At 45.1% G+C, this 13,517-nt stretch carries 8 protein-coding genes and 1 pseudogene; 6 read left to right on the top strand and 3 right to left on the bottom strand.

Annotated features, from left to right (window positions below):
* Window positions 1-699: 699 nt before the first annotated feature.
* On the bottom strand, window positions 700-837 hold the full coding sequence (locus H6F56_RS25650) for a hypothetical protein (protein WP_190675106.1): 138 nt from the start codon (window positions 835-837) through the stop codon (window positions 700-702).
* Window positions 838-857: 20 nt separating this feature from the next.
* Between H6F56_RS25650 and ldpA the strand changes: the two genes are divergently transcribed.
* Window positions 858-2,093, top strand: coding sequence for a circadian clock protein LdpA (gene ldpA, locus H6F56_RS25645; RefSeq protein ID WP_190675103.1), 1,236 nt, complete (start codon window positions 858-860; stop codon window positions 2,091-2,093).
* Window positions 2,094-2,257: 164 nt separating this feature from the next.
* Window positions 2,258-3,997, top strand: a complete 1,740-nt coding sequence (locus H6F56_RS25640; RefSeq protein WP_190675113.1) for a R3H domain-containing nucleic acid-binding protein — start codon at window positions 2,258-2,260, stop codon at window positions 3,995-3,997.
* Window positions 3,998-4,196: 199 nt separating this feature from the next.
* Here H6F56_RS25640 and H6F56_RS25635 read toward each other — a convergent pair whose 3' ends face one another.
* Window positions 4,197-4,610 (bottom strand): response regulator, encoded by a 414-nt coding sequence (locus H6F56_RS25635; protein WP_416361013.1) that lies wholly within the window; start codon window positions 4,608-4,610, stop codon window positions 4,197-4,199.
* A gap of 808 nt (window positions 4,611-5,418) precedes the next feature.
* Here H6F56_RS25635 and H6F56_RS25630 point away from each other — a divergent pair.
* The 4 genes from H6F56_RS25630 to modA all read left to right on the top strand — a co-directional run bounded on the left by H6F56_RS25630 (window position 5,419) and on the right by modA (window position 13,321).
* Window positions 5,419-8,373, top strand: coding sequence for a GAF domain-containing protein (locus H6F56_RS25630; RefSeq protein WP_242032189.1), 2,955 nt, complete (start codon window positions 5,419-5,421; stop codon window positions 8,371-8,373).
* Window positions 8,374-9,127: 754 nt separating this feature from the next.
* Window positions 9,128-10,780 (top strand): CheR family methyltransferase, encoded by a 1,653-nt coding sequence (locus tag H6F56_RS25625; RefSeq protein WP_190675097.1) that lies wholly within the window; start codon window positions 9,128-9,130, stop codon window positions 10,778-10,780.
* A gap of 481 nt (window positions 10,781-11,261) precedes the next feature.
* Window positions 11,262-12,311, top strand: coding sequence for a chemotaxis protein CheW (locus H6F56_RS25620; RefSeq protein WP_190675094.1), 1,050 nt, complete (start codon window positions 11,262-11,264; stop codon window positions 12,309-12,311).
* Between the two features lie 152 nt (window positions 12,312-12,463).
* On the top strand, window positions 12,464-13,321 hold the full coding sequence (modA, locus tag H6F56_RS25615) for a molybdate ABC transporter substrate-binding protein (protein WP_190675092.1): 858 nt from the start codon (window positions 12,464-12,466) through the stop codon (window positions 13,319-13,321).
* Between the two features lie 68 nt (window positions 13,322-13,389).
* On the opposite strand, the pseudogene H6F56_RS25610 reads toward modA, so the two are convergent.
* A pseudogene (locus tag H6F56_RS25610) lies at window positions 13,390-13,517 on the bottom strand (photosystem II q(b) protein); the annotation flags it as partial.

Below are 13,517 nucleotides of genomic sequence, written 5' to 3'. Positions count from 1 at the left end.
CTTTCTCTCTACTGTTTTATTAACTTTTGAATGAAGCTTTTGGCTACACAAAATCGTTTCGCCAATTCCCGTTGCGATATTTCTTCATTCTCATACACTTGGATTATTTTTTCCCGCAAGTCCAGTGAGTAGGCTTTCATCTTTACACCCTCAACAGCTCCCCATTACTGTACCTCTGTTATTCGAGAAACGCTATATTATCTTAACTGTATTCTTTCTTTATATCATTAAGTTCCAGTTTTGACTGAAATTAATAAATTTATAAAATATTTTTTAATTTAAATACAAAGATACATAGACTAAAGGAGAGGTTGTGGAGAGCGATTCTATATTTTTACTAAAAAACTGAAGTCTATAACACTAAAAAAACCAAAGCAAAAGTCAAAATAGATAACAGCAAAAATTGAGGTTTTCAAATTCAGGCAAAATTTGCTAGACAACAATTAAGGCTTATAAATTTTTTATTTTTTTTCAAAACAGCAGAAACTTGGGCGAGCCGGCCTGAACATTATTTTTGCAGATTAATTGCAACAGAGAACACCGGCAGCCTCAGGCGGGATGTGTTTGATATTTCGCTAAGCGTGGGGTGCGCCTTCCTGCTATCTCGCGCAATTAAAGCAGAGAAAAAAGTCCATAAAAGTTAGACAGTCGGAGCATCAAGCCCAACACTATGGTCGAATCTATTATAAAATGCCCGATTTAATTCAGTCTTCGGTATCCACACCGGCACCGAGCAACCCCAGTTTTGCGAATAATCTTAATGGCAAGAAATTGAGGCATCGAAACCGGCAAGTCCAGCCGGCGTAAATTTTTGCCCCAACCTCCCAATTTTTTCACGGGCGGATTAGCATATAGGGGTGAGCAATCTGTACTATCCCCTAAACTCTTTAAAACAAGGCCACTGGTTCAAGCTCATTTGCGGCGCGAGCTTCCAGCATCTCCCTGCTGTTCGGAACTTGACTTTGGCCTATAGCCTAGCCGGCGCGGACTGCATCGATGTGGCAGCAGATCCAGCTGTCATTGCGGCAGCTCAAGAAGCCCTACAGAGTGCCGAGGAGTTGGCACCGACAGCCCGAAGGCGAGGGTTTAAAGACAGCAAGCGTCCCTGGCTAATGGTGAGCTTGAACGATGGGGAAGACCCTCACTTTCGCAAAGCAGAATTTAACCCAGCGGCTTGTCCCGCTGACTGCCCTCGTCCCTGTGAAAGCATTTGCCCAGCACAAGCAATTGTCTTCCAAGACGCAGATGCGCGAGGAAAAAGCGGGAGTGGCAAACATCAGAAAACCTCTCAGATTCAAAATCTTAACGTTGAGCCAGGTTTTTCTGGGGTCATTGACCAGCAGTGCTACGGTTGTGGCCGGTGTTTGCCGGTTTGCCCGATTCAGCAGATTGTCACTCGTTCTTATGTCGCCACACCGGCAGCAGTTGCGCCAATGGTGCTGGCAACCGATGTGGACGCCGTAGAAATTCACACACAAGTGGGGCGTGTGGCGGATTTTCGCAGGCTTTGGAATGCGATCGCCCCGTGGGTTGGCAAGTTGAAGCTAGTTGCTATTAGCTGTGGCGATAGTGAAGGATTGATTGACTACCTGCACTCGCTCTACGAGCTAATTTCGCCGCTACCATGCCCGTTAATTTGGCAAACCGATGGGCGTCCCATGAGTGGCGATATTGGCGATGGCACGACTCGCGCCGCTGTCAAACTCGGCCAGAAAGTCTTAGCAGCCGGCTTACCGGGCTACGTCCAGCTAGCCGGTGGCACCAATAGCCATACGGTTGCCAAGCTCAAAGCTGCCGGTTTACTCAAAAGTGAGGGAACAGCCAGCGGGGAAGAACCTTGCCGCTTGCCTTCACATATCGCCGGCATCGCTTACGGCAGCTACGCCCGCGTATTGCTCTCGCCTGTTTTAGAGCAATTAGAGTCCATTACTCAAGCCTTTCCAGTGGCTGCATCTCGCCAAGGAACCCAACTCGCCCGTCTGGAAGACACGCCCGAATTGCTTTGGGAGGCTGTGAGTCTGGCAGATTCTTTGGTCAATCAACTCAAATTACCCATGAAATTGCACCAACCCTCACTCAACAAATTCCCATGATTTAGCGAATACTCATTGCTAAGTTCTCAGCTTCTACTGTTTCCATTTAATGCCATAACTTTCAACGCAAATTATTTATGGTGCATTCCAACGGTGTGAATCTCTCTGACACGCAAGCCAATCAAAAATCGCCGGTTGTGGTTGACGAAGTCGCTATAGGCAGCATGCAAATTACAGACGATCTGAATAAATTACTAAACATTTTGCCCGAAGAAATTCGCTTGCCGCTGGAGCAACACCCCCAGCTAAGCAAATTAATCGAGGTAGTGATGGATGTGGGCCGGCTCCCAGAGGCTCGCTTTCCAGGTACGGCAGAATACCTGTCTCAGACGCCGGTTTCCAAAGCCGACCTGATTCATTGCATTGAGCGAGTGGGCCACTTTAGCGGTGATAACCGAGCCGGCATCGAGCAAACCTTGCACCGAATTAGTGCGATGCGGAATCGTGCCGGTGAAGTGATTGGCTTGACTTGTCGCGTCGGGCGAGCCGTCTTTGGGACGATTGGGATGATCCGCGATTTGGTGGAAACCGGCCAATCAATTTTAATGCTTGGTCGCCCCGGCGTGGGCAAAACCACGGCCCTGCGGGAAATTGCGCGGGTGCTGGCAGATGAATTAAACAAGCGGGTGGTGATTATTGACACCTCGAATGAAATTGCCGGTGATGGCGATATTCCCCACCCCGCAATCGGTCGCGCTCGCCGGATGCAGGTTTCGCGTCCAGAACTTCAGCATCATGTGATGATTGAGGCGGTGGAAAACCATATGCCAGAAGTCATCGTGATTGATGAAATTGGCACGGAATTGGAAGCACAGGCGGCTCGCACGATTGCTGAGCGCGGGGTGCAGTTGGTTGGCACGGCTCACGGGAATCAAATTGAAAATTTGATTAAAAACCCGACCCTGGCGGATCTGATCGGCGGTATCCAGGCGGTGACGCTGGGAGATGAGGAGGCGAGACGCCGGGGTTCTCAAAAAACGGTGCTGGAACGTAAGGCACCGCCAACGTTTGAGATTGCGGTGGAAATGCTGGAACGTGAGCGTTGGGTAGTGCACGAGCAAGTTGCGGAAACGGTAGATAATTTACTGCGAGGCCGGCAACCCAATCCGCAAACGAGAACGGTGAGTGAAACTGGCAAGGTGACGATTACGCGGGAGTTGCCTAGTGTGCCCGCTCCTCCTCCATCGCGATCAGTAACGCCTGTCCGGGGGAACACCGGCTGGCGAGCTTCGGGGCAAATGATGCCGGTGCCGGTGCTGCGGGAGGTTGGGGATCTGTCGGAGGAGAAGTATTTTGAGCAACTGCTGGATGCTTCTCTGCATCAGCCCAGTGGTTTTGGCAGAATGCAACTCGACGATGCCGACGACTTTGGCGGGACTGCCGGCCCGAATGGCGAAGATTTGCCGCTGCACGTTTATCCCTATGCCGTGAGCCGGCATCAACTAGAGCAAGTGATTCGGGTGCTGAACTTGCCGGTGGTGCTAACGAAAGATATAGACGGTGCGGATGCAATTTTGGCGCTGCGTTCTCATATCAAAAACCAGTCTAAGTTACGCCACATTTCCAAAGCTCGACATCTGCCGATTTACACGATTAAATCGAGCAGTATTCCTCAAATTACTCGCGCACTCAGGCGGTTGCTGGATATGGACGACCCCAGCAGTCCTGATGTGGCAGAACTCAGCCTCTTTGCCCATAACGGCAGTGAAGATGAGATTGAAGCGCTGGAAGAAGCACGGCTTGCTGTGGAGCAAATTGTGATTCCCAAGGGGCAGCCGGTGGAGTTACTGCCTCGCTCTGCTAAAGTCCGCAAGATGCAACACGAGTTGGTTGAGCATTACCGGCTCAAGTCTTCGAGTTTTGGCGAAGAGCCAAATCGGCGCTTGCGGATCTACCCAGCCTAAGTGAGCGCTCACTTCAAATCTCATAACTAATTCCTAGAAGTCAGAATAGAGCATTGGCTTTTTATTCTGGCTTCTTCTCTTTTTTGTCTCCATTCTTAATGGCATCTAAAGACTGGCAGGTTTGTAACCGAACGTCCTTAAAAAACAAAGTTGAGTATTCTAAAAACGAAAATTTCTATTAGTGAAATTTAGCTCAGTTTTAAACTTCATCTTTAATTTCAGCATCACTGTTACTGAAAAACCTGTCAACTGTTTGACGCAGTTGCTCTGCATTAAACGGCTTAGTTAGATACTCGGTTGCGCCGGCAAGACGCCCCTGTACTTTATCAAACAGTCCGTCTCTTGCCGTTAGCATAATAATGGGCAGTTCTTGAAACTGCGGCAAATTACGCACGGTGCGACACAGTTCCAAACCATCAATTCCTGGCATTGTCACATCCAGTAACAAGCCGGAAATTTTTTCGTGATAAATGATTGATAGTGCATCCACTGCATTATCTGCCACTAGAATTCGGTAGTTTCCTTCCAGGGTTCGTTTCAGCAGTTCCAGCATGACAGGACTGTCATCCACTGCTAAAATCGTCGGGACAGAATTGGAATTTGAAGGCATCATTTCTTCCAATAACTATGAGGACGTTGAAACCTGGTTGGTAAAGACATCGTCAAAATACTTTTTAATTTTGATAAAAGATAGTGCTTCATCTGCCGATTCACTGCTGCAATTAATCATACCCTTAATCTGATTTAACCGCTTTAAATTCAATAAAAAGTCAATTGCAACCTCCAGTGTTGTGCTGGCTCACATTAGCTTAATAGTTTTTAACTATTTTCACCGGCATTTCGCATAAGATAAAATCAAAGAAAGAGTCGTGGCACAAGAGGCGCTGAGCAATCGGCAAGCGATGAATGGGCCTAGAAACCTTAAGACTCTTCTTTTATTCTAACGGGTGAGCTGCCGAGAAAATATTCCTGACGAGTTTTGGGATAGCCATCCAACCTCAAGCATACAGATAGAAAGGATTTGGCCGGCTGTGGTGAAGATTTATCACAGAATAAGACAGCAGTTAGATAAAAAAAGCTTTAAATTTGTTTGAATAAGTTAAAGAAAAAACTAAACCCATCTGATAGTCAAATAGTGTTTTTGGGAATTCTTTAGAAAGTCAGGTCTAATCCGCCAGATCCAAGGGCTAAAAAACTGGCAGGCAGGAAGCAACTGGGTGAATTTACAGGTGTGCCTAAAAGTATCAAGGCATAAGAGCCGGCAAAATTGCCATATTCATAGAAATAATTTGTATCGGAGCGAACTTAAATCAACATATCCATGAAACGCATAGCTGCTGATAGATAGAAGATTTAAGCATCGTTAAGTGCAAACCTCAAGAAGATTCTGAAATGTTCCGATGGGGGAGGATCGCAGAGAGATGAAAGCACATTTGCCTGAGTTCACGGCACTAAAAAGTGATGACCCGTGTCGGTTAACTGTTCTCAACACTGCTTCAGAAGCAGGCTTAGAGGAACTGACTCGCTTAGCCGCCTATATTTGCCAGATGCCGGTGGCCTTTATCAGCCTCAGTAATGGTAATCGGCAGTGGATCAAATCTCAAGTCGGACTGACGAAAAATGCAGCCTATCGATATCGTGCTTTATGCTATCATATCAGCCGGCAATCTGAGCTATTAATTGTCTGGGATTTGCTAGTAAACGCTCAGTTAACCCCCCTACAGTCAACCCATCAAAAGTCAGAAGACCTAACTAGGCCGGCCCAAGTGTTGACACAAGGCAGCCGGCAACTGCGGTTTTACGCCGGCTACCCTTTAACCACCCCTGCCGGTGTCCCCCTCGGCGCACTCTCCGTCATGGATTATGAGCCGCACGAACTCACCCCAGAGCAACAGCAGGGATTGCGGGCTTTAAGCAATCAAATTGTCGCCTACCTAACACTGCGCCGGCTCACCAAGTTGGAACCCAGTATTGCAGAAGCGGCTTTTAACCCACCGAGCCGGCAAGACAAAGGCAAGAAAGCCATCTTTGAGATCACGGAACTACTGCAAATGGAGGAAGCACTAAGCCAGCAGCAGACTGTAAATATCCTAGAAAACATCACAGATGGGTTCTTTACCCTAGATCGCAAAGGTTGCTTCACTTACTTAAACTCTCAAGCTGGAATCCTTTTGCAGCGCACCCGCGATGAATTAATGGGAGTTTGTGTTTGGGATGAGTTTCCAGAACTGCTCAATTCCTCTTTTTACACTAACTTCGAGCGTGTCTTTTCTGAGCAAATGACCCTTGATTTCGAGTTTTTTTATTCCCCATTAAAAACTTGGTTGGACGTGCGAGCTTATCCTTACGAAAGTGGGGTATGTGTTTATTTGCGGGATGTAACAGATCGCAAACAAAAAGAGACAACAAGCAACGAGCGATCGCAATTATGGGCTTTAGGCGCAGCAGTGGGTTTAGCACTAGCACAGGGTGGGCCTTTACCCGAAGCCCTCAACCGTTGCACCCAGGCAGTCATGGAGCATTTAAATGCTTTAGGAGTTCGCATTTGGACATCGAATGCCGCTAACGGACAATTACAACTCGAAGCGATATCTGGGCAGCCAACCCACCCAGAAGACGCCCCTGGAGAAGCTTCTATCATCGATTTCATTGCGAACAACCGGCAACCCCTCAGTGGTCAATTGCGTTCGGTAAGCGGCAAACTGAAAGGAGTGAGCGGCCACCCGGTTCCTGAGAAAGCCATCAGCCCCGACTCTGATATCAAGAAGAGTCCGGTATGTTTTATGGGCTATCCCCTTGTTGTAGAGGAGCAGTTAGTGGGGGTTATGGCTTTGTACCACCGGCAGCCTCTCACTGAGGATGCCCGCATTTTGCTAGAGTGGGCCGCCAATAGTATTGCCCTCGCCATTGACCGTGCTTGGGCACATGAAGAGTTGCTCAAACGCAGAGAAGGGTTGCTGTTTCGTCTGGCTAACCAAATTCGCAATTCTCTCGATCTCAACACAATTCTGGAAACAGCGGTGCATGAGATCCGCAATTTGTTGCAGATTGATCGCTGTCATTTTCTGTGGTATTTGCCCCATCCAGAAACGCCGAGTCTCATGGTGACTCATGAAGCCCGAAATATTGAACTGCCGAGTCTGCTGAGTGATTGCCCAGCTCAGCATATCGAGTTTTTAGCCGGGAAAATCCAGACTATGCAGATCCTGCGAGTGGACAATGTGGATCTCGAAACCGGCTTGGACACAGAGACGCAAGCTTTACTGAAGAGTTTGGGGATGACGTCTCAACTGCTGCTACCTTTAGCAACACGATCCGGTCAGCAAGGGGCTGTGGTGTGTAGCCATTGCAGTGGCCCCCGGCCTTGGAATGACAACGAGGTGGAACTGTTGCAAGCCGTGGTTAATCAACTGGCCATTGCTATTGACCAAGCTGAACTCTACGCTCAAACTCATGCCGCAGCGCTGGCAGCTCAAACCCAGGCACAGCAGTTGAGTGAGGCGTTGCAGAATCTCAAGCAAACGCAAGCGCAGCTCGTTCAAAGTGAGAAGATGTCCAGCCTCGGTCAAATGGTTGCCGGTGTCGCCCATGAAATTAACAATCCCGTTAATTTTATCTATGGCAATCTGACTTATGCCAGCAGCTACACTAAAGAAATTCTGACTTTATTAAACCTTTATCAACAGCATTACCCCCAGCCGGTGCCGGCCATTCAAAAGCGCCTTGAGGAGATAGATTTAGAATTTTTAATTGAAGACCTGCCCAAAATTTTATCTTCTATGGAGATGGGTTCTGATCGCATTCGGCAAATTGTTTTGTCTTTGCGGAATTTTTCTCGCCTTGATGAGGCAGAAAAGAAGTATGTGGATATCCATGAGGGGTTGGATAACACATTGCTAATTTTACATAGCCGCTTGAAATCGAAAGGGAAAAATTCTGGCATAGAAGTCGTTAAAGAGTATGGAAATATTCCTCAAGTTGAGTGCTATGCCGGCCAAATGAATCAGGTGTTTATGAATATTCTGACGAATGCGGTTGATGTGTTGGAAAGTGAAAGTGATTCCCGCACGATTACGATTCGGACTCAGCTTTTAGATAAAAATGGAGACGTGCTGCCGGCAGAGGCTGCCCCTACCTCCCGTCCGGCCCATCTATTGATTCGCATTGCTGACAACGGCCCTGGTATGACTGAAGAAGTCAAGCGACGCTTGTTTGACCCGTTTTTTACAACCAAGCCGGTGGGCAAAGGCACTGGATTGGGGCTATCAATTAGCTACCAGATAGTGGTGGAAAAACATGGCGGGCTTCTTAAATGTTTTTCGGAGGTGGGGAAAGGCTCAGAGTTTTGGATTCAGATTCCTATCCTCTCAAAATAACAGGAGATATTCACCTCTGAAAAATTAAAAATCTATTTTACACCTCTCAGATTTCTATTTAAATGCTACGGTTGAAATCCCCTATCTGTCACCGGCACTGTTAGCGATCAAAATTTTATCCAATGTTTGGGTTTAGCAGCAAAATCTAGCAACTGCTCAATTCGCCTGCTATAGAGATTTACAACTCGCTTGCCGATGTTACCAGCTAATTTTCCGCGCTTCCGCGTTCTTGTTCGATAACCTGCCGACTCTCCTTGCTAGTAGTATCTCCGTAACCGGGCAAACCGCACTTTGTTTAAAATAACCGTAGATCCACTGAGATGTTGTGCCGCAATTTTCTGACTAAAAAAAAAGAAAACTTTAAAAATCCTTTAGAAACATAAAATTTTTGTCAGGTTTAGTAAAAAAAATAAATTTCAGGCAAATTAGCTTATAAGCTGTTTATAGGTGCATAGTGTAGAACTCAGAAATCTTACTGGCACCTATGGCTCTGAATTGCGCTCCTCTATAGCCGTTTGATCAAGATTAACGCAAAAAATGTTTTTAAATTTTAATATTTGACAATTTTTCCATCCCATTGCAGTGTTAGCAGTTCAGCCGAACAATCAGAAATCGCTCACTTGCCATTAAGTGTAGCAAGCGTCATAAAAGAAGAAGGGAAAGATTCGGCAAGTTTGTGACAACCTCGTAAGAGTAACTCTCGTGCCGGTCTATTTTTAAAAGGAGATTAGGTTGTGTGTCAAGGATATTTCTCATGAATGGCGCTTTAACAGAGCAATTTATCAAGCTAATCTCCGCAACTACCGGCTTGCACGTTCGTGAACAAGATCGGGACGCTTTGCACAAGAAAATTTTTCTCCGGATGAGGCTGCTAAAATTGTCAGTCCCAGAAGAGTATTATCAACTGTTGGAAGCGGGGACAAATCCCAACAAGACGCGGGATGCAGCACAAAGTGAATACGAGTGGAAAGAACTGACCCTCTTGTTAACCATTGGCGAGAGTTATTTCTTTCGAGATAAAGGCCAGTTCAATCTGCTAAAAAATTATATTTTGCCGGAATTAATAGAACGTCAAAAGCCAATGCGTTCGCTGCGGATCTGGAGTGCCGGCTGTTCTACAGGCGAAGAACCTTATTCTTTGGCAATTCTTCTTCAAGAAATGATTCCAGACTGGGAACAGTGGGATATTTTAATTTTAGGGACTGATATCAATCAAGCCAATATTGAAAAAGCCAAACGGGGAATTTACAGTTCTTGGTCATTCCGCCTGGTAGATCCCAATTTACAGCAGCAGCATTTCTCTCAGCATAGAGCCGAATGGCAAGTGGTCGAACGAATTCACCAGATGGTGACGTTTCAGTATGGTAATTTAGTTAAAGATCCTTGCCCAAATATTAATGCCGGCATCCATAGTATAGATTTGATTATCTGCCGGAATGTGTTTGTATATTTTTCAGCTCAAGCAATTTCTTTAGTGCTGAAGAAGTTTTATCACGCCCTTAGACCAGGCGGGTATTTAATGACAGCTCATGCAGAGCTTTACGCCCAATCCCTGGGGCATTTCCGGGCTAAAGTTCATCCAGAATCAGTGGTTTACAAACGATGTGAAAATGTATCGAGTGAAACCTCTCTAGGTGTTTGGCCGCAAGAAGCTCCCTCGCACAGGTTAACTGCTCACGACAGTACAACATGGTCTTCCGGAAATTTTAATCAATATTTGGTTAAAGACTTGCCGGTAGTTGAAAAAAGGTCTACGACGACAACATTTTCTCCACCCGCTAAAGGCCCAATTAATTCCATTCAATCCTCATCTCTTCCCCTGAAAACAGTCGCAACAACCTCAATCACCGCGAAGACTACCGCTTCGCATACCAGAGATTCAACAGCAGCGATTCCTCAACAGAAACTAGCTCAAGAACTGTTGATTGAGGCAGAAACGCTATTTCAAAATGAAGCTTATCTGGAAGCGATTAAAAAAATACAGCAAGTCATTACATTACAACCTACTCAGTTTGCCGCTCATTATCTAATGGCTCAGGCGTATGCAAATTTAGGGCAGTATGAAAAAGCGAGCATTGCTTGTCATCGCGCTATTCAATTAGATTTTCTCTCCGCAGAACCTTACTACGTACTGGCTCACATTGCTGAAGAGCAAGGAAATATTGAGGAGGCGAAAATGTTTTGCAAGCGCATTATATACTTGGCACCTTCTTCTATCTTTGCCTATCTTGAGCTTGCTTCACTATATGAACGGGAAGGGGATAAACAGAGATCAAAAAAAATGCGAACGACAGCACTCGATCTGCTCAAAGAAATCCAACCAAATGCCATCCTAGAACAGCACAGCCAGTTGAAAGCTTCTGAATTATTACAGTATGTCCAAAAAATGCTGAAAAATTATGCCTAGTAGCAAGCGTGAGTGCCGGCATCCAACGCCCTTAAAATCAGCAAAAAACTGCTCGCGGTTTATAAGTTACCGCACTGTGCCTGCCATTAGGGTGAGCAGAAAAGAGCCTTCATTCGTTGGAAAAACCGATAATTTTTGGGCTGGCAAGCTGGACTTTATTCGGATTTTATCAGATGATAAAACCGCTATCAGTAACTTCTGGCTGCTGGTTTGGGTTTTATCCAAGGGTGAAATGCTTCTCTCTCTGTAAAATTTTTAACAATCAATCTTTGCTTTGAAAATACACGTGCCGGCTACTAAAAAATACTCTACAAATTATAGAAAATTAATTATTTTAATTGATTTATAATAAGTTTAATAATCTTAACCGACCTTAAGTAGAATTTTTCAATGAATTCATATAAAATTTAAGTTAAAAACTAGCTTCCCCAGGCATCAAGTGGGGATCTTCTTTTATATCTAAAATTGCACCCCATCAACGATGGAACATAAATCTTATCTTATTTTCGAGCTTAATGGTTCCCGTTATGGTGTTGAAGCGCTCTGCGTTCAGGAGATTTTCTTCCTGCCAGAGTTAACACCAATTGCAGAAGCACCCCGCGATATTGTGGGTGTCGTCAATCTTCGAGGCGATATTGTGCCCGTTATGGATCTCGAAGTGCGTCTTGGGCACCGAACACGGGAATTCCAGCTTACAGACAGCGTGATCATCCTAGAGTTGCAAGAATTTCAGATTGGCATTATTGTCAATCAAGTCCAAGAAGTTCTAGACCTTGTGGCAGAAGAGGTTTCAACAGAACTACTTTATGGGCGAAGAATTTCCGATAACTCCCACCACTTTTTAAGCGGCGTTGCTAAAATGGCTGGTGGCATTGTGATGCTACTAAACCCGGAAAATTTAGTTTATAACTCTGAAATTGCTGAAGGGCTAATCCCCGAAAAAATTTCAAAGCGTGCTAAAGAAACTGAGACGTTTCTAACACATCAACGTGTGTTCTGCCCCCATGCAACTGTAGAGGAGCGAGCGATTTTTCGGGTACGTGCCGAAAATCTCATGATCTCCACATCTCGGCAGGATTTTGCCGGCTTAACGCCATTAGCCGTTATTGGTTTAAATGGAGAGTATTTTGGGTTTGAATTACAGTTGGTTCGAGAATTTACCGATCTCCGCAAGATTACGCCAATTCCTTGCACGCCGGCGCATATTATTGGGAATATGAATCTTCGGGGTGAAATTATCACAATCATAGATATTCGGAGTTTGTTGAATCTGTCAGTGGCTGGAAGTAGTACGAACTCCAAAGCAATGGTAATTCACGTCGATGATCTCGTCGCCGGCGTCACTGTTGATGAAGTTTTTGATGTCATGTATTTGCAACCTTCAGAAATGAGGCCGGTTCCAGCAGCCGTTCATTCCAGCAATGATGAATATCTGCGAGGGACTGCTCCCTACCGGGAAAAAATGATGAGCATTCTAGATATGTCGAAAATTATCACCAAAGGAGAGTTAATTGTGAATGAAGAAATTTAACCATTGCTTCGCCTTCTCAACCTGAAGTAAAAATATGGGGTGCATCTTCTCTAAAGCACAAATAGAATTTTTCACGTGAGTCTTTATCTACAAAGAAACCATAATTAGTAGAAATTGCTTCTTCCTTTTTTGAGTTTGTAGTTCTTAAAGTCATGAAATTTAATCAATTGCGATTAGGCTTAAAATCTAATTTTATTAATAAACTAGGTTTTATAGAAATTCCAAAGATTTTTATATTATTTGTCTGCATTATTATCTGTATAAAAGGATTGACAAGCTGCACTTTGATCGAAACCTCGTCAGCCTTAACAGTCTCTGCTGCCGCCAGTTTAAAAGAGTCTCTTGAAGAAATTCAAGAAATTTATACAAAAGACCAACCGAGTGCGTCATTAATTTATAATTTTGGGGCTTCTGGTGCTCTCCAGCAACAAATCGAACAGGGAGCGCCGGTGGATATTTTCATCTCTGCTTCCCCTCAGCAAATGGATGCGTTACATAAAAAAGGTCTATTAATTAGCGAGACTCGTAAAAATCTGCTAAAAAATCAACTTGTTTTAGTTGAACCTAAAAATTCCCCATCAATCTCTGATTTTAAAGATTTAGCTAGTGAGCGAGTTAAAAAAATAGCCCTTGGAGAACCGCAAACTGTACCCGTTGGCAAATACGCGCAAGAAGTTCTCAGTTTTTTTCAAATTGCAGATAAAGTTAAACCAAAAGTTGTTTTTGCTAAAGATGTTCGTCAAGTTTTAACTTATGTAGAAAGGGGTGACGTGGATGCCGGCATCGTCTATAAAACGGACGCCATACAGTCAGCTAGGGTAAAAATTGTGGCAGATGCACCCGCTCAGTCTCATTCACCCGTTATCTATTCAGCAGCCGTCATTAAAGACAGTAAAAACATCCCAAAAGCTAAAGAATTTGTAGAGTTTCTTGCTAGCAATCGGGCTGCCTCCGTGTTTAGGAAATACGGATTCACAATCCCTGCCGGTGAGTCTGGGGTTCTTCCTTAAGCAAAAAATTATACCAACAAAAAAGCGCCCTCATTTCTGAGAGCGCTTTTTTAAGCAGTCGCTAAAACCTAACCATTGATAGAAGGAGCAGTCAAAGCAACAGGAGTTTGCTCGCCGGCCGCCAAATCAAGCGGGAAGTTGTGAGCATTACGTTCGTGCATCACTTCCATCCCCAAGTTGGCGCGGTTGATCACAT

Source organism: Microcoleus sp. FACHB-672 (assembly GCF_014695725.1).
GTDB lineage: Bacteria > Cyanobacteriota > Cyanobacteriia > Cyanobacteriales > Oscillatoriaceae > FACHB-68.
Note: the sequence above shows the minus strand (reverse complement) of the source record. Positions and strands in the feature narration are given on the sequence as shown.